We start from the raw sequence: 15,967 nt of genomic DNA on the forward strand, positions 1-15,967 counted from the left end.
GTCCGTGGTAACAATGGTTTCCCATCATTTTGCTTACCTGCTGCGATGTCGGGTGGAATTAATTCCAGCGCAACGAACTACCTTATATGCTGCAGGCCCCGTTGTCTAGCCCACTCCCATACTCAATATGGGCTTGTCAACCCCCCGCGCCCGGGATCCCCATCCCGTCTCGCCGACCATCACCCACAGGGTACAACGCACAACGGGTTTTGTCTGTATTAGATAGACGGAAATTCTCCGAAAATCCTCTGCTCCCCTACTCGCATACGCATTCCTCATCCCGCGCGAGGGGCTGCACATCTCTAAACTTTAAAGCTGTGGATATTACGTATGTGGACTTGCTGGATCTCGATGCACCCGTGGAGGAGTTTCGCCTGCACTCCGCTTCCGATCTCACCGATCGCCCCGAAGTTGTGCCGACGTTCAATCACCGCAATCACCTCAACGCGCTGTTCACTCAGGGCCGTTCGACATGGCTCGGCATCGTCCTGAACGTCCCCGGCGCCCGAGATCTCCCCTCGGCCGAGCTTGCGCAGGTTTTTTCTGACCTACTTTCCAGCCACGATGCGCTTCGTTGGGTCGTGTTCCCCGCCGATTCCTCTTCGTTTTCCTCATCGTCTTTTTCTTCTTCGACGCCACCCTTTTCCGTTCATTGCCTGCATCCCAGCGACCTATCTGTAGAAGCTCTGCCTGCGGAGTCTCCCGCGGACCTAACTGCTCTCATCTCACACGCCTGCAGTCCCATCAGCTCACCCGGAGCGTTTTTCGGCCGAAGCGGGGACACCGTACTGGTCTGCTTCAACCACTTCCACGTGGACATGATCAGCATGGATTTACTCGCGCGGGAACTCTATGTGGCGCTGCGGGGCGAGGAGTTGGCGTCGGAAAAAGAAAACACACCGTCCTACTCCACGGTGCTGGAGCAACGTGCGGAGGTGGAGGACCACACATGGAGCGAGCAGCTGGCCGATGAAGTGTGGGGCGAATTCTTCGCGGAGACCTCGGGCACGGTACCGGGCTTTCCGGTGGACCTCGGCGCGCACGGCACCACGCATCCCGCTGCGTTTGTAGTAACCACATTGCTGAGCGCAGAGCAGATGAATTCGAAGGTGGATGCGCAACCCTTCCCCGAACTGCTGACCGCGGTGGCGCGGGTGCTCGGACGGCGCGTGCCCATGCTGATCCCCATGCACACGCGCGGCAAGAACGGCTCGGCAGCGCACTCCACCGTGGGCTGGCTGGTGGGGAATGCACCCGTTGTGGCCGAACCCGAGGAATCCCCGGATACGGCCAAGCTGTGGCTGCGCAGGGCGGTGGCGGGTCAGGGGTTGAGCATTGAAAAGGTTCTGGCTCACTATCAGGCGGAGTTTCCCAGCGCGACGATCTTCTCTGCGTCCTTTGTGGACTTCACCAAGCGGGGTGGTGCGGTGCCCGGCGCGAGCTACATCTCCTCGCGCGGGCCAGTGGACTCCGTGCAGATGTGGTTCTCCCGGACGGAAACCGGGATCCAGCTGCGCATGTGCTACCCGGATACACACTTCGCCCGGGAGTTCATGCCGGAGTTCGTGGACTCGCTGCGGGCGGAGCTGGCGGGCTGGCGCTAGTACCAGCGTTCGGCAGGCAGGCCCCAGGCCGAAAGCTCGGCGGCAATCGCCTCCGCCAGGCAGTACTGGCCTGCCTGGCGAGCCACAGCAACATGGCCAGGGCTAAGCCCGCGAAGATCAGCCACAGGTTGTGGATCCGTTTTCGCCCGAATGGTTAGAATCCTCAGCCGGCGCTCTTGTCGCAGGAGTGGGAGTGTCTGGCGCCGACTGTTTCGCCTCGTCAGCTGCATCAAAAGCACTCATGCTAATCCCATCGTTAGTGGCGCGAATGCTCACTCAATCGCCTCGTGGCGGCGCGGAACGCGTCTTATTCGTCACGCCCCTTGGGGGCTGCAACTTTGCGCTTTCCTGAGCGGAGCACGACAAAGAGTGAAACCGCAGCAACAATAGCACCGGCGACGATCAGCGCAACTCGCCACTTGGGGATGTCCCGCTGATGCCCGATGGTTCGGGCCTGCTCCAGCATCCGCTGGTTCTCGTGTCCGTCCGTACGTCCATGGAACTGCAGTAGGGTATCCACTTCCTTGCCGTCTATCTGGTACACATCCTTGACGTCCTCTTCGACGCCAACGATCAGCCCGCTTTTAGGTTCGACCGTGATTTCCCGCCAACCACCGTGGAACAGCTGTGCCTTTTCCCCCGACTCTGGGTCGGTGATCTCATTCCGGATGCCTTCGTACTGTTCTTTGACGCTGGAAGGTTCAATCTCTTGACGGAAAACATAGACCGGTACGTCATGACCATCATTAGTGGTGCGAGTCTCTTCCCTATCGAAGTGCGCTGGCAGCGCATCACGCAATGTCACGTCAAAGTAGTCATAGGTCCGCTTTTCCGTGCTTGTGGGGAACTTTGCCCAATAGCCTTCCATCGGCACTGCGTTAGAAGGCACCACGGGAGTATCCGCCACCTTGCCTGCTCCCCCTACCGCTTCGCCGGTGAAGCGATCCACACGATAGCTGAACACCTGAGCATCGAGGAGGGCTTCGAGGTCATCTTTGACGTCCTGTCGATACGTCGTCACGCCCACCCGAGCGCTCGCTTCGTTCTCATCGGCGGGCTGATCCAAAGAAATCTTGAATTGCCGCGCAACCGGGGCTTGCACGGATTCTGTCTCGTCCAGCCCTTGGTAGTTCGCCCCCACAGTCGCGTTCGGATCCACGAGCATGAACGTGCTGCTTTCCAGCTCAAGAGGTACCGGGCGATCGCTGGACACCATCTTCGGCAGTAGGATGCCGACGACGATGAGGGCTACCCCCACGATGAGTGCGAGCAGCGCAGGAACGCGAAGTTTAGATAGCATGCCATTCACTATAAACCGCCCTGGGACAACAGCTGTAAAGACCAACAAATGAAGAACACCCGTCACGCGCATCCTGCATACACAGGAGCCCGTAACGGGTGTTCAGTAGCCTGAGTTGGCCGGAGCCAACTCGCAGCGGAATCCTTTTACTTGAGGGAAACCTTTGCGCCAGCCTCTTCCAGCTTGGTCTTTGCAGCCTCAGCGTCATCCTTGGATGCGCCCTCGAGCAGAGCCTTAGGAGCAGCCTCAACCAGCTCCTTAGCTTCCTTCAGGCCCAGGCCGGAAACGATCTCGCGGACAACCTTGATCACGCCGATCTTCTTAGCGCCAGCGTCCTCGAGAACGACGTCGAACTCGTCCTTCTCTTCCTCAGCAGGAGCAGCAGCGCCTGGAGCGGCAGCAGCAGCAACTGGAGCAGCAGCGGTGACGTCGAAGGTCTCTTCGAAGAGCTTCACGAACTCGGAGAGCTCGATGAGGGTCATCTCCTTGAAAGCCTCGAGGAGTTCGTCATTGGTGAACTTAGCCATGGTGGCAACCTTTCCGTTCATTGTGTGCTTGCAACCGGCGAGATTGTTTCTGAATTAGCCGGTGACAAGCGGAAAACTTTTTATTGTGAATCTATGTGCTCGACCCCGTCTTGTGGCCCAGCGGTGAGGAACTAGTCCTTCTTCTCCTGCAGTGCGGCTGCCAAACGAGCAACCTGAGATGCGGGAGCGTTGAAGAGACCAGCAGCCTTTGCCAAGGAACCCTGCATGGCACCGGCCAGCTTGGCCAGAGTGGTTTCGCGGTTGTCCAGCTCAGCGATTGCCTCGACCTGAGCAGCAGACAGCGCGCCACCGTCCATGTAGCCACCCTTGATCACGAAGTTCTGGTGATCCTTGCCGAAGTCCTTCATCGCCTTCGCAGCATCCACGGCTTCGCCCTGGATGAATGCAATTGCGGTTGGACCAGTCAGCAGGGAATCTTCGAACTCCACGCCGGCTTCTTGAGCAGCCAGCTTGATCATGGTGTTCTTGGCGACGGAGTAAGTGACATCCGCACCCAGTGCGCGGCGCAGCGTGGTCGTCTCGGAAACAGTCAGACCACGGTACTCGGTAAGTATCGTTGAGTCAGCCTGCTCGAAACGAGCCTTCAGCTCTGCCAGCGAAGCGGTGTTCTTCGGATTTGCCATACTCTCGCCTCCTTCCAAAATGTCTTGCGGTGTACAAGGTGTACGTGCACCGACAGTCATGTTCTTTGATGTAAAGGCAACACTTCACAAACAACAAGCGCCCTGTGCCCGCAGGGGCACAGGGCGCTGTCGCGTTCCATCAACTTCTTGCAGCACTGGGCTGTAAAAGGATTGGAACGTCAACGTCTCGTGTTACCTGCGTGGGCCGTCATCCATTACATGATGAACCTTCAATCTTCCACCGGCGTGCCCCTTTGCAGGAACTCACCGGCTTTCGATGACCGACGGTCTTCGGTGAAACTTTGAACGTATTCAAACTTCCTCAGAGCACTTTACCTGCCCCCATTCGAAAACCCAAACCGCTGCCGCTACACCAACCGCCTTCAAATTCACCTGCCGGCCCTGTGGGATATTGGTGCTGGCTCACAAACTCGTCTCCACTGGTCTCCAAGTTAGAAAGATCCCCTCGTGAACTGTTCATCATCCCAGCTCAGCGATACCCTTGCAGGCAAGCGCGTCCTCCTTCCCATCGACCGGAAGTCCGAGGAGATGGCAGAGTCTTTGGAACGTCACGGCGCTGCAGTCACCATCGCCGCGCCGATGCGCATCACGGCCGTGACAGACGATCCCACCCTGCACAACCAGTGTCGGCAGCTGGCAAGCGAAGCAATTGACTACACCGTGGTCACTACTGGAGCTGGCTTTCGCGCCCTGATGACTTTGGCCGACCAACAGGAACACCGCACTGAGTGGGGTACGCAGCTGCGCACCCAATTGGACCGTTCCGCCATTATCGCCCGCGGCCCCAAGCCCAAGGGCGCAGTGCTCCAAGCAGGTTTGACTCCTGCATGGACCGCAGAATCAGAAACGTCCGCCGAGATGCTCAGCCATCTCCTCTCCCAAGATCTTCGTGGCACGCACGTTGTGGTGCAGCACCACGGCGCCGGAGACGAGTCCTTCGAGCACGCTCTCCGCCAGGCCGGTGCTCGCGTCACTGGGCTCACCACATACCTCTGGGATGACCCGGAGGATCCGCAACGCGTCCGGGATTCGATCCTCCACGTATCCAAGGAATACTTCGACATCATCGCCTTTACCTCAGCTCCTGCCGCGAGCAGGTGGCTGGACATCGCCCGCGAATTGCACTGTCTCGATGACATTCGTGCACTCGCCGCGCCGAATGCTTCCACGCTGCTGATCGCCGCAGTTGGCCCCGTCACCGCCCAACCGCTTCTTGACGCTGGCATTACTCCCCTGGTTCCCGAGAGATTCCGCATGGGCGCGCTCATCAAGCTCATTTTGCAGCACGCTGGCCTGCACTAAGCTCGGTAGCCATGAAAGTCGATGCCAACCCCACCTCCTTTTTGCCCGCCTTCTTCCGTACGCTGCGCCACCCCGATTGGTTGCCTGAAGGTGTGAACAAGTGGGACGAGCCCCTCGACGGCCGCGTGCCCGTGGTACTGATCCACGGCACGTGGCTCAACGTCTACAACACGTTCGGGATGATCGCTCCGGCCCTCAACGATGCAGGGCATGCGGTATTCACCCAGAATTACGGCCATGATTCCTCCAGCTTTACCGGCCGCCCCTCCGGCGTGTTCGGCACCGCGTCCATGTTGGAGGCACAGCGAGAGGTTGCTTCTTTTATCGACGCCGTGCTCGAGCGCACCGGCGCCACCCAAGTGGATCTGGTGGGTCACTCCCAAGGAGTTGCCCAGGCACGCCTGTATCTCACGGACTCGGGAGGAGCCAACCCGGATGATCCCGCAGAGAATAAGGTCAGGCAGATCATCGGCATTGGGGGAAGCAACCATGGAACCACGCTGAGTGGCGTCGGCTCTCTTTCGCAACGGTTGGACAAAAAGGGACGGGCGGACGGCGTAACGGCGCGCATTTTGGGCAAGGCCGCGCTGGACCAGCGGGTCGGTTCAGACGCAGTCAAGCATCTGAACCGTCGCGGCGATACCGAACCCGGCGTGGCCTACACCATGATCTGCTCCCGCTTCGATCAGATCGTCACCCCGTGGCAGACCCAGAAGCTCCGCGCTGGCGAGAGCGCCACGGTGAAAAACCTGCTGGTACAGACGGGAAATATCAAGGACTACTCGGATCACCTGGCGATTTTGTACTCGCCGCGCGTGATCGACATGGTCCTCGAAGCCCTCTACAGCGGCGAGGACGACTATCGCGAAACTCACCCACGTATCACCGGCGGCTGGGTGGTGCCGGGCTTCGGTCAGGCACAGCGACCCCGCCGTAGGCCACGCGGCTAACGCCACAACCTGCAGACACGTACTGCAGATACACAAAGGCTCCCCCACCGCCATGGTGAGGGAGCCAAAGTAGTTACAGGAACGAACCTGCGAGAGCCTTAAGCCTCGGTGTAGTTCTTCTGCACGTTCTCGTCAACCATCACGGAAGGACCGTTGGTGGAAGACAGAGTAGCCTTCTTCAGGTACTTGCCCTTGGAAGAAGCAGGCTTCAGGCGCAGCAGCTCATCCACCAGTGCGCCGTAGTTCTCAGCCAGGGTCTTCTCGTCGAAGGAAGCCTTGCCGATGATGGCGTGCAGGTTGGAAGCCTTGTCCACGCGGAAGGAAATCTTGCCGCCCTTGATCTCGGTCACAGCCTTGGCCACATCGGTGGTCACGGTGCCGGTCTTAGGGTTTGGCATCAGGCCACGTGGGCCCAGGACGCGAGCCACACGGCCAACCTTGGCCATCTGGTCAGGGGTTGCGATAGCTGCATCGAAGTCGGTCCAGCCGCCCTGGATCTTCTCGACCAGTTCAGCGGTGCCCACTGCATCAGCGCCAGCTTCTTCAGCGGCGGTGGCATTTGGGCCCTCGGCGAACACTATCACGCGCACGGTCTTGCCGGTGCCGTTAGGCAGGGAGACGGTGCCGCGAACCAGCTGGTCAGCCTTGCGTGGGTCCACGCCCAGGCGGAATGCAACATCCACGGTGGCGTCGAAGTTCTTAGAAGAGGTTTCCTTAACCAGCTTCGCTGCCTCCAGCGGGCTGTAGGACTTGGACTCGTCGATCTTTTCCGCAGCAGCGCGGTAAGCCTTAGAAGTCTTGCTCATGGTATCTACCAATCCTTGAAAAATTTAGTTTGGAAGTTGTGGTCAGGTCGAGTCAGCAAGGGACTCTGCCACACCCTTGTTCGGCGCCGAGGTTGGCGTCGAACAAAGAAAAACAGGAAATGAAATGCCTACTTGGCAGGCTCGTCCTTGACGACGATGCCCATGGAACGAGCGGTACCAGCGATGATGCGGGCGCCGTTCTCGATGTCGTTAGCGTTGAGGTCTTCCTTCTTGGTCTCAGCGATCTCCTTGCACTGATCCCAAGTCACAGAACCGACCTTGTCGGTGTGAGGAACGCCGGAGCCCTTCTGCAGGCCAGCAGCCTTCAGCAGCAGCTTGGCAGCTGGAGGGGTCTTCAGCTTGAAATCGAAGGTGCGGTCTTCGTAGACCGTGATCTCCACAGGAACGATGTTGCCGCGCTGGGATTCAGTCGCAGCGTTGTATGCCTTGGTGAACTCAACGATGTTCACACCGTGAGCACCCAGTGCAGGACCAACTGGAGGTGCAGGAGTTGCAGCACCAGCCTGGATCTGCAGCTTGATCAGGCCTGTGACCTTCTTCTTCTTTTTCGGAGCCATGTTTCTACCTACTTTCAGTTATCGGAACGCAGCCGCGCCATGGCAATCAAGCGCACAGTGGCCGCGCCCTACCGGATGCCGGAATCTCACCGGCCACCGGAAGTGTTTGTGACGCATAAATGTGTCCTGCAGTCTTTGCAGGACAGAACAACTTTAGTTGAGCTTCTCCACCTGATCAAATTCCAGCTCAACCGGGGTCTCACGGCCGAAGATGGAGACCATGGCCTTGAGGCGGTTGGAGGCGGCATCGATCTCGGAGATGGTGGCGGACACGGAAGCGAACGGTCCGGACAGGATGGTCACGGACTCGCCGACCTCGTAGTCCACCTCGACGGACTCGGAAGCTGGCTTTGGTGGGGTGGCCACACCGGTTGCGGATACGTCCACGCCGGTAGCAACGCCCTCGCCCTGCTCCTCGCCCTCGGCCGCCGGGGTGGCGGTCTCTGGAGGCAGCAGGAACTTAGCCACTTCGCGGATCTTGACTGGGGTGGGCTTGCCCTCGTTGCCCACGAAGCTGGTCACGCCCGGGGTATCGCGGACGACAGACCAGGACGCGTCTTCCAGGTCCATGCGCACCAGCACGTAGCCCGGCAGCAGCTTGCGCTTGACGTTCTTGCGCTTGCCGTCGCGCAGCTCGGTGACCTCTTCGATCGGCACAACGACCTCGTGGATTTCGTCATCCACGCCGAGGGTCTGCGCGCGCATCTCGAGGTTGGTCTTCACCTTGTTCTCGTAGCCCGAGTAGCACTGGATGATGTACCAGTTGCCGGGCAGCTTCTTCAGCTCGCGCATGAAGGTGCGCAGGCGGGCCTTGTAGGCGGCCATGGCGGCATCTTCCGGTGCTTCCTCGGTGCCTTCTGCGCCTTCGGTTGCGCCGTCGTTATTTTCGACGCCAGCTTCTGCATCTTCCGCGCCAGCCGCCTCGGCGTGCGCCTCAGCGGCTGCCTTCTGGACATCTTCCTGCGCGGTAGCGGCCAGGGACTCTGCGCTGACTACTTCCTCGTTGACGTTGTCCGTGTTCTCGGTCTGATCACTCATGGGATCTGTCCTCCACTCCATTAAAAATCCGCCTGCACCGTATGTGGTGAGGCGGTTGTTTTCTAGTGCAAGTGTAGCACGGGAGTGGCTAGAGGCCGAAGGCGGCGCGCACTCCCAGGGTGGTAACCCAGTCCACGCCAGCCACGAGGGCGGTGACGAGGATCAGGAAGATCAGCACGATGAACGTGTAGGTCACGAGTTCGCGGGCAGTAGGCCAGATGACCTTGCTCAGTTCGTTGAACACGCCGCGGAAGAAGTCGATGATCGCCACGAATGGGTTGCGGCGGGTCTTGACTACCTCTGGAGCTCGGGAGGTGCTGGTGGCGCGGGCGGAGGTGGCAGTTCCTGCTACCTGGCGCTTGCCTGCTGGACGAGGAGCGGTCCCATCGCTTGCCTTGGAGGCTGCGGGGGTCTTTGAGCTCTCATCGCTCACTGGGAAACTCCTAACAAAGGGTGGAAGTCACTAATGCACGTTCCCGAGGAAGTTTATCCCTCAAGACGTTGCTGGAATAAACGTTAGCGCAATAAGTGTACTGCAGGGGCGACAGGACTTGAACCTGCAACCTGCGGTTTTGGAGACCGCTGCTCTGCCAATTGAGCCACGCCCCTTTGCGCGCAACCTCTAGCTGCTTCTTTGATCAGTTTTTCTGACCGAAGCTGACAGTGCCGGAGCGTTGTGCAACATCGGGAATGCTAGCAGTGTTGGTATGTGTTGCACAAACGTGCGGTTCACCACGCAAAAAACCCGCTTCCCTAGAAACGAGGAAGCGGGCTTTTACTTGGTAGCGGTGGGGGGACTCGATCCCCCGACCTCACGATTATGAGTCGTGCGCTCTAACCAGCTGAGCTACACCGCCACGGTCTGCCATCTCCCACGGACCAGCCAGCGGTCTGCGGTTTCCACATGACGTGACGGCCTAGAAAATGACTGAGCCCCCTGACGGAATCGAACCGTCGACCTTTTCCTTACCATGGAAACGCTCTGCCGACTGAGCTAAGGGGGCGTGGTTACAGTATTTCGCAACACAAGTGTGTCGCGTGCCTGAAGCCTGCAGTAGATTAACCAGTCTTGCGTGCAATACACAAATCGGCACGTCAGCGGGGGAAATCCCGGGGTGTGCGTGGCAGTCCCGGGGGATCGTTGTGCAAACTCGGCCCGCTCCTCCCCCAGACAGCACAAAACCCCAAGGGCTAAAAAAAGTCCTTGGGGTTTCGTGCTGTGCCAGATGATGGATTCGAACCAACGTAGGCATAGCCGACGGATTTACAATCCGCTCCCTTTGGCCGCTCGGGCAATCTGGCGTGCACCATCTCTGGTGCGGAGGTAACTCTACTACGAGCACCATATGTTTAGGCAAATCAGCAGATCAACTACCGGTTCAACAGGTCAGTCCGGCACCGGTTCACCAGGCCAACCTCACACCGCAACAGTGCGCGAACGCCCTGCTTATCCCAGCCGCTGCAGGGAGTAATTGATGAGCTCGCGCAGGGCGGAGTTTGCGTCGATTTGAGGAAGACGATCCAACTCCTCCTCCGCGAGGGCACGGTAGCGCTCCACGTCCTCCAACGCCCGCTGCCGGCCACTGGACTGGCGGATCAAGTCCAAAGACTCCTCCACGAGCGCATCATCGGTGACAGGGCCGGTGAGGATCTCCCGCAGACGCTGGCCTACCGCATCGTCCTGCTGCATCGCGTACAACACAGGCAGTGTGAACACGCCCTCGCGCAGATCCGTACCCGGGGTCTTGCCGGACTCCTCCGGGTCAGACCAGATATCGATGATGTCATCCACGATCTGGAACACCTGACCCATGTTGCGACCGAAGCGCTGCAGGGCCAGCACATCGTCCCTGGAGGCTCCCGCGTGCAATGAGCCCAGGTAGCCAGCGGAGGCGATCAGCACGCCGGTCTTTTCCTGAATCACGGTCATGTAGTGATCGATGGCATCCTCACCCTCGGCCGCCCCCACGGTCTCGCGCATCTGCCCCGTCACCAGCTCCTGGAAAGCCTCCGCGAAGTGCGCGGTGGTGTCCGTTCCCAGGTGCGCCATGATCTTGGATGCCACGGCGAACAGGTAATCGCCGGCCAGAATGGCGATGGAATTGTTCCACCGCGCGTTGGCTGATTGCGCTCCGCGGCGGCGGTCGGCCTCGTCCATCACGTCATCGTGATAGAGCGTGGCCAGGTGCGTCAGCTCCACCACTACCGACGCCTGAACCACTTCCTCGGACATCGCGCGCGGGCCAAACTGGCTTGCGAGCAGTGCAAACACCACGCGGAAACGCTTCCCGCCTGCCTCGGCAAGATGGCTGATTTTGTCCGTGAGGAACGTTTCGCCCTGCTTGAGCTCTCCGAGCAGAAGAGTTTCCGCGCGCTGCATACCCTCCGTCAGAGCTGCATTGAGCTCTGGGTTGCTCAGATCGGGAGCCACCGGAGCTTTCGCTTCTGCGCTGTGGATGCTTGCCATATCAGTGGTCAGCTTTGTCACAATCTTCTACGGTCACAATCGTTTTCGTCGTGGCGTTTGCCGTGGTCGGGGCGATGGTGGCGCGTTGTCTGGGTGGTGCCAGGGTCCCTGCTTTAGGGTTCTTCTCACGTGTGCAGACATCACACCTCATCAACGGATACCTTAGCCGAGACAGTGCGTGAGGTGTGCATCTGGGAATAACAATCGGCGACCGGCGGCAGGTTGCGGACCCGTGTGTGCGGGTAACGCGCGTTGGGCATGCGACAATGGTCAGCGATGAATTCCTCTTCTGTTCTTTGTGCCGACGTCCTCATCGTGGGCGCTGGCCCCGCCGGTTCTGCTGCGGGTTTTTGGTGTGCCCGTGCGGGGTTGGACGCGCTGATTGTGGACATGGCGGATGTTGACTTGGGGTCGGCGGAGCAACCCGGCCAGGGGCGCGATAAGACGTGCGGTGATGGCCTGACTCCGCGGGCGGTCAAGGCACTGCAGGAGATGGATGCGGAACATCTTTTGGACGGTCACCCGGAGATTCAGGGCCTGAAGCTGCACGGTTTCGGTGGGTCGATCACGGCAGCGTGGCCGGCTACGGGGGCGTTCCCCACGCGTGGTTCGGCGATTCCGCGTTCAGAGCTGGACTTGGCACTTCTTCAGCATGCTGTGCGTGCGGGCGCTCGTTTTGTGGGTGGGTTGAAGTTGTCCGACGCCACACTCGATACGTCCCACAGCATCCGCGAGCTTTCCGGGACGAGATCTTCCGGTGAATCCGTGGTGGTGCGCGGAAGGCACTTCTTGCTGGCCGAGGGGGTGCGCAACGGCATCGCCCGGCAGGTGGGCGTGCAGTGGCTACGAGAGTTGGTCCACGGGGTGGCTGCCCGCAGTTATGTGAGCACTTCGCGGGGCGATGAGCCGTGGATCCATTCTCATCTGGAGCTGCGCGACGATCAGGGGGTGGCTCAGCCCGGTTATGGATGGGTCTTCCCACTGGGCGCGGATCGCGCGAACCTGGGCTGTGGCGCGCTAGCCACCAGTGCGCGTCCAGCGAAGGTGAACACGAAGAAGCTGTTGGAGCAGTACGCCACGCAGATTCGCGGCGAGTGGCAGTGCGGCGAGCCAGAGCTGGTCAAGAGTGCTTTGCTGCCCATGGGAGGGGCAGTTTCACGAGTCTCTGGAGTCAATTGGGCCACGATCGGCGATTCAGCTGCACTGGTCAACCCTCTCAATGGCGAGGGAATCGATTACGCGTTGGAGGCTGCCCGGTTGGTGGTGCAGCTTCTCCCCGATGCCGCGCGGAATCCGGACGGTCTGCGCTATGTGTGGCCGAACGTGCTGCGTGAGCACTATGGCACGGCGTTTAGTTTGGCGCGCCGCTTGGCGATCGTGCTGACCATGCCAGGGCTGTTGAGCGCTGTGGGGCCGCTGGGGATGCGCGGACCCGTGGCCAATCAGATGATGGGCGCGGCGGCGCGGTTGATGGGCAACCTTGTCTCGCCGGAGGATTCGGACCTGACGGCTCGCGCGTGGCGCGCTGCGGGCGGATTGTCTCGCGGTGCAGACCGGCTGTTGGCCGCTGATTCCCGCCCGCTGTTTGGACAGCCGACCCGCTAGGCCTCGACAGGCTTGGTGGCCGCGTGCAGCGCTACGATGCCTCCGGTGAGGTTTTGCCATCCGGCATTTTCCCAGCCGTTGGCGTTGATCTGGGCGGCGAGTTCTTCCTGGTCTGGCCAGGCGCGGATGGATTCCGCGAGGTAGATGTATGCCTCCGGGTTTGAGCTGACTACGCGGGCAACCTGTGGCAGGGCGCGCATCAAGTATTCCTTGTAGATCGTGGAGAACAGCGGCACCACGGGTGTGGAGAACTCACCGATGACGAGGGTGCCGCCGGGCTTGGTGACGCGAGCCATTTCGCGCAGGCCAGCCTTGTAGTCCACGATGTTGCGCAGGCCGTAGTTGATGGTGACGGCATCGAAGGTGTTGTCTGCGAAGGGCAATTGAGTGCCATCACCGCAGACCATCGGTAGGCCGCGGCTGAGTCCCGCGTGCAGCATGCCTCGCGAAAAGTCGCAGGCCACGCAGTATGCGCCGGACTTGGTGAATTCCTCGGTGGACACGCCCGTGCCCGCGGCGAGGTCTAGGACCTTATCGCCGGGCTTGAGATCCAAGCGGCGCCGGGTGCGCTTGCGCCAGTACCTGTCTTGGCCAAAGCTCAAGACGGTATTGGTGATGTCGTAGTTCTTCCCTACTTGGTCGAACATCCTCGCAACATCGTGCGGTTTCTTTTCCAGACTGGCCCGTGACACAGTTGTCCACTCTAGTGCCCCACCAACTGCAATGCCTTAAGCGCCGTTGAAAAACTCGGGACAGGCGCTGCTTAGCGGGTGGCCAGGCGCTGCGAGGTGCTGTGTTGTTCCGCGGAGCTCTGTGGTGCACGCTGGCTGTGGGATACCGCGGTGCGCTGGCGGTTCTGAGCGGAGCGGGAAAGCTCCGCGCGCTGGGCTTGGCGGTCTGCCAGCTTCTTACTGGAAAGCATTCGGCGCTGTGTGCTCCCCATCGCAGTCAGGTAGTAGTCCATCAGCTGCTCGCACAAGCCGTTCCAGGACTTACCTTGGACTGTGTTGAAAGACTGTGCCTTCATGGTGGCCAGGCCTACCTCGAGGATGGAATCGATGGCTCCGGGCAGATCGCGCTCAAAGCTATCCACTTCAAGCAGGTAGCCGTTGAATCCTGGGGTAATCAGGTCCACGGGACCGCCTGCAGCAGGAGCGATGGCCGGAACACCAGACGCGTGCGCCTCCTGTACTGCTTGGCAGAAGGTTTCAAACTGTCCGGTGTGTACGAACACATCCAGGCTGGCGAATGCCTTGGGCAGGTCACTGCCGTACTGGCCGCCGGTGAAGATTGCGGTAGGCATCGCTTCCTTGAGCACTGCCATTTCTGGACCGTCGCCCACGATGACCAGTTGCACATCGTCGCGGTCATTGAGCGCAGCCATGCGGATTACAGACTTTTCTGCGGCCAAGCGCCCCACAAAACCAACCACGCGACGCTCCATCACGGGAACGTTGGATGTCTGTCCGTGCTCGCGACGCAGACGCTCTCCTTCACGTAGCCAAGTTTCGCGCAGCTTCTCGCTGCGGTTGGAGGGGTGGAATCGCTCGGTATCCACGCCACGTCCCCAGTGGTGAATGTTGCGGATGCCGTGTTCTTCCAGCTCGGCGAGGGTCTGCGAGCTCGGCGCGAGGGTCAGCGCGCACTGGTTGTGCAGGGTACGGGTCCACTGCCACGCCACGTTGGCCATGGCCTTGAGCTTGTAGTTGTTCGCAAAGCCCGCCACGTCCGTCTGGAAGATCGCCACGCACGGGATGTTCAGAGTCTTAGCGGCGAAGGCTCCCGCGCCACCCAGCACGAAGGGGCTGGCCAGGTGCACCACATCGGGACGGAAGCGGCTGAGCTCGGTGAGCACCACGGGAAGTGGAACGCCGATGGGCAGTGAGTTAATGCCAGGCACTTCCACGGTGGGCACGCGCACGATGCGGAAACCTTCGTAGGTGAAGATCTCTTCTTGATGGTCTCGCGCTCCCGGCGCGATGACGATGGCCTCGTGCCCCTCCCTGCGCAGATATTCCAGTACGCGCAGGACGGAGTTCACCACTCCGTTGACGTTGGGGAGGAAGCTTTCAGCAACGATGGCAACTCGCATGCGTGTAAGTATCTCCTCCCAATCTCTCCTGCTGGTTGCTGGAATATTAAGTATCAGTCAACTGATTCTGAACTCAAGGTAACTTTTCGCTTTTCCAGCGCCAGAATCGCGCCCATCAATACGGCGGAGAGCAACAGCGCCACCAGCAGCGAGGACAGTGCCGGAATCACAGACAGCGTCCACGAGCGCCCTGCAACCTTCACGTTGGCGGGATCACTGGCGCTGTATTCCACGCGCACGCTCTCCCCCACTTCCAAGCCCGTCGGATACTTCAGTCCTGTCGCAGGCTGGTGATACGTTCCGTCTTCCTCGCGGAAGCGAACGGCTGTGCGCAGCTTTCCCACGTCGATAACTTCCGCCACTGCAGTCCGTCGGTCCTTGGCGATGGACATGTCATCAATCACCGCCGTAACCACCATTCCGGCGCACACCAGAATCATGAACGCGGTCAACCCGATGACCAGTTGTTTCGCTCGCCGGAATGGCCGCCGTTGCTGCGCGGGCGTGGGGGTCATGATGGCGCCACCACGTGGTTGATCTTTTCTTCCATTTCTCGACGCCAACCTCTGTCCACCCGCGCTTCCACCACCGTAATGCCCACGGGTGGTTGCTCGGCGTGAGACTGGATGGCTTCGAGCAGTTCCATGGCTGTCGAGGTCTGCTGGTAGTCGGTATCGTAGGCATCGCACAGGGAGCGGATGTCCACAGAGACTGGAGTGGCGAATACGCGCTCGAAGGCGGAGGTGCCGTCGCCGAAGGTGCGCAGGTTTTCTTGGCCGGGCTCGAGGCCTTCGAAGATGGCACCTCCGGCGTCGTTAACTACCACGATCAGGAGGTTTTCCGGGCGCCGTTCCATCTGACCGATGTTCAACGCGCCGGCGTCATGCAAGAACGTGAGGTCGCCGACCAACGCCACCGTGCGTGGGGCGCGCACGGCCGTCGGGTCAGCGGAGGCATGGGCCATGGCCACGCCGATGGCGGTGGACAACGTGCCGTCGATCCCCGCGGCACCACGGCTGGCGAGGGTTCGCAC

At 60.3% G+C, this 15,967-nt stretch carries 17 protein-coding genes and 4 tRNA genes; 4 read left to right on the plus strand and 17 right to left on the minus strand.

Going from position 1 to position 15,967, the window contains the following annotated elements; translation table 11 throughout:
- Positions 1-317: 317 nt before the first annotated feature.
- Positions 318-1,604 (plus strand): condensation domain-containing protein, encoded by a 1,287-nt coding sequence (locus CS919_RS02965; protein WP_143341745.1) that lies wholly within the window; start codon positions 318-320, stop codon positions 1,602-1,604.
- Here CS919_RS02965 and CS919_RS10940 read toward each other — a convergent pair.
- The 4 genes from CS919_RS10940 to rplJ form a co-directional block, all read right to left on the minus strand.
- Positions 1,601-1,729 (minus strand): hypothetical protein, encoded by a 129-nt coding sequence (locus CS919_RS10940; RefSeq protein ID WP_268803743.1) that lies wholly within the window; start codon positions 1,727-1,729, stop codon positions 1,601-1,603. The genes CS919_RS02965 and CS919_RS10940 overlap by 4 nt on opposite strands.
- Before the next feature lie 182 nt (positions 1,730-1,911).
- Positions 1,912-2,904: a cell envelope lipid trafficking protein PgfA gene (gene pgfA / locus CS919_RS02975; protein WP_099298001.1), complete on the minus strand. Its 993-nt coding sequence runs from the start codon at positions 2,902-2,904 to the stop codon at positions 1,912-1,914.
- A 146-nt stretch (positions 2,905-3,050) separates the two neighbouring features.
- Complete coding sequence (gene rplL / locus CS919_RS02980; RefSeq protein ID WP_099298044.1) at positions 3,051-3,431, minus strand: 50S ribosomal protein L7/L12; 381 nt, start codon at positions 3,429-3,431, stop codon at positions 3,051-3,053.
- Between the two features lie 131 nt (positions 3,432-3,562).
- Positions 3,563-4,075, minus strand: a complete 513-nt coding sequence (rplJ, locus tag CS919_RS02985) for a 50S ribosomal protein L10 (RefSeq protein WP_099298002.1) — start codon at positions 4,073-4,075, stop codon at positions 3,563-3,565.
- 468 nt (positions 4,076-4,543) lie between these two features.
- Here rplJ and CS919_RS02990 point away from each other — a divergent pair, with 468 nt between their 5' ends.
- Both CS919_RS02990 and CS919_RS02995 read left to right on the plus strand, forming a co-directional pair.
- Positions 4,544-5,398: a uroporphyrinogen-III synthase gene (locus CS919_RS02990; protein WP_099298003.1), complete on the plus strand. Its 855-nt coding sequence runs from the start codon at positions 4,544-4,546 to the stop codon at positions 5,396-5,398.
- An 11-nt stretch (positions 5,399-5,409) separates the two neighbouring features.
- Positions 5,410-6,348, plus strand: coding sequence for an esterase/lipase family protein (locus tag CS919_RS02995; RefSeq protein WP_099298004.1), 939 nt, complete (start codon positions 5,410-5,412; stop codon positions 6,346-6,348).
- A 98-nt stretch (positions 6,349-6,446) separates the two neighbouring features.
- Here the strand turns inward: CS919_RS02995 and rplA are convergent, their stop codons facing one another.
- The 9 genes from rplA to CS919_RS03040 form a co-directional block, all read right to left on the minus strand.
- Positions 6,447-7,154, minus strand: a complete 708-nt coding sequence (rplA, locus tag CS919_RS03000; protein ID WP_099298005.1) for a 50S ribosomal protein L1 — start codon at positions 7,152-7,154, stop codon at positions 6,447-6,449.
- 128 nt (positions 7,155-7,282) lie between these two features.
- On the minus strand, positions 7,283-7,732 hold the full coding sequence (gene rplK / locus CS919_RS03005; RefSeq protein WP_099298006.1) for a 50S ribosomal protein L11: 450 nt from the start codon (positions 7,730-7,732) through the stop codon (positions 7,283-7,285).
- A gap of 153 nt (positions 7,733-7,885) precedes the next feature.
- Positions 7,886-8,770, minus strand: coding sequence for a transcription termination/antitermination protein NusG (gene nusG, locus CS919_RS03010; protein WP_099298007.1), 885 nt, complete (start codon positions 8,768-8,770; stop codon positions 7,886-7,888).
- Between the two features lie 88 nt (positions 8,771-8,858).
- The gene (gene secE / locus CS919_RS03015; RefSeq protein WP_099298008.1) at positions 8,859-9,203 is read right to left on the minus strand and encodes a preprotein translocase subunit SecE; all 345 of its coding nucleotides are present in this window, start codon (positions 9,201-9,203) and stop codon (positions 8,859-8,861) included.
- Positions 9,204-9,306: 103 nt separating this feature from the next.
- Positions 9,307-9,379 (minus strand) — tRNA-Trp (locus CS919_RS03020).
- A 171-nt stretch (positions 9,380-9,550) separates the two neighbouring features.
- Positions 9,551-9,627: transfer RNA gene (locus CS919_RS03025), tRNA-Met, on the minus strand.
- Between the two features lie 74 nt (positions 9,628-9,701).
- Positions 9,702-9,774 (minus strand) — tRNA-Thr (locus CS919_RS03030).
- 216 nt (positions 9,775-9,990) lie between these two features.
- A tRNA-Tyr gene (locus CS919_RS03035) sits at positions 9,991-10,072 on the minus strand.
- 145 nt (positions 10,073-10,217) lie between these two features.
- The gene (locus CS919_RS03040) at positions 10,218-11,237 is read right to left on the minus strand and encodes a polyprenyl synthetase family protein (RefSeq protein WP_099298045.1); all 1,020 of its coding nucleotides are present in this window, start codon (positions 11,235-11,237) and stop codon (positions 10,218-10,220) included.
- A gap of 276 nt (positions 11,238-11,513) precedes the next feature.
- On the opposite strand from CS919_RS03040, the gene CS919_RS03045 reads away from it, so the two are divergent.
- A complete protein-coding gene (locus CS919_RS03045; RefSeq protein WP_234990775.1) occupies positions 11,514-12,842 on the plus strand; it encodes a geranylgeranyl reductase family protein in 1,329 nt (442 codons plus the stop codon).
- Here the strand turns inward: CS919_RS03045 and CS919_RS03050 are convergent.
- The 4 genes from CS919_RS03050 to CS919_RS03065 all read right to left on the minus strand — a co-directional run.
- A complete protein-coding gene (locus tag CS919_RS03050; protein WP_099298010.1) occupies positions 12,839-13,534 on the minus strand; it encodes a demethylmenaquinone methyltransferase in 696 nt (231 codons plus the stop codon). The two genes, CS919_RS03045 and CS919_RS03050, sit on opposite strands and share 4 nt — an antisense overlap.
- A 71-nt stretch (positions 13,535-13,605) precedes the next feature.
- Complete coding sequence (locus tag CS919_RS03055) at positions 13,606-14,934, minus strand: glycosyltransferase family 4 protein (RefSeq protein ID WP_099298011.1); 1,329 nt, start codon at positions 14,932-14,934, stop codon at positions 13,606-13,608.
- A gap of 53 nt (positions 14,935-14,987) precedes the next feature.
- A complete protein-coding gene (locus CS919_RS03060) occupies positions 14,988-15,449 on the minus strand; it encodes a DUF3592 domain-containing protein (RefSeq protein ID WP_099298012.1) in 462 nt (153 codons plus the stop codon).
- Positions 15,446-15,967: thiamine pyrophosphate-dependent enzyme (locus CS919_RS03065; protein ID WP_234990778.1), on the minus strand; the 522-nt coding region annotated here is incomplete at its 5' end. The genes CS919_RS03060 and CS919_RS03065, both read right to left, overlap by 4 nt.

This window comes from Corynebacterium dentalis, assembly GCF_900232865.1.
In the GTDB taxonomy this organism is placed as follows: Bacteria; Actinomycetota; Actinomycetes; order Mycobacteriales; family Mycobacteriaceae; genus Corynebacterium; species Corynebacterium dentalis.

Excerpts from the sequence above, each read along its gene's own strand:
- CS919_RS02995 (WP_099298004.1), top strand. The coding sequence starts at position 5,410 with ATGAAAGTCGATGCCAACCCCACCTCCTTTTTGCCCGCCTTCTTCCGT.
- rplJ (WP_099298002.1), bottom strand. The coding sequence starts at position 4,075 with ATGGCAAATCCGAAGAACACCGCTTCGCTGGCAGAGCTGAAGGCTCGT.
- rplK (WP_099298006.1), bottom strand. The coding sequence starts at position 7,732 with ATGGCTCCGAAAAAGAAGAAGAAGGTCACAGGCCTGATCAAGCTGCAG.
- rplA (WP_099298005.1), bottom strand. The coding sequence starts at position 7,154 with ATGAGCAAGACTTCTAAGGCTTACCGCGCTGCTGCGGAAAAGATCGAC.
- pgfA (WP_099298001.1), bottom strand. The coding sequence starts at position 2,904 with ATGCTATCTAAACTTCGCGTTCCTGCGCTGCTCGCACTCATCGTGGGG.
- CS919_RS03055 (WP_099298011.1), bottom strand. The coding sequence starts at position 14,934 with ATGCGAGTTGCCATCGTTGCTGAAAGCTTCCTCCCCAACGTCAACGGA.
- CS919_RS03045 (WP_234990775.1), top strand. The coding sequence starts at position 11,514 with ATGAATTCCTCTTCTGTTCTTTGTGCCGACGTCCTCATCGTGGGCGCT.
- rplL (WP_099298044.1), bottom strand. The coding sequence starts at position 3,431 with ATGGCTAAGTTCACCAATGACGAACTCCTCGAGGCTTTCAAGGAGATG.
- CS919_RS03040 (WP_099298045.1), bottom strand. The coding sequence starts at position 11,237 with ATGGCAAGCATCCACAGCGCAGAAGCGAAAGCTCCGGTGGCTCCCGAT.
- CS919_RS03060 (WP_099298012.1), bottom strand. The coding sequence starts at position 15,449 with ATGACCCCCACGCCCGCGCAGCAACGGCGGCCATTCCGGCGAGCGAAA.
- nusG (WP_099298007.1), bottom strand. The coding sequence starts at position 8,770 with ATGAGTGATCAGACCGAGAACACGGACAACGTCAACGAGGAAGTAGTC.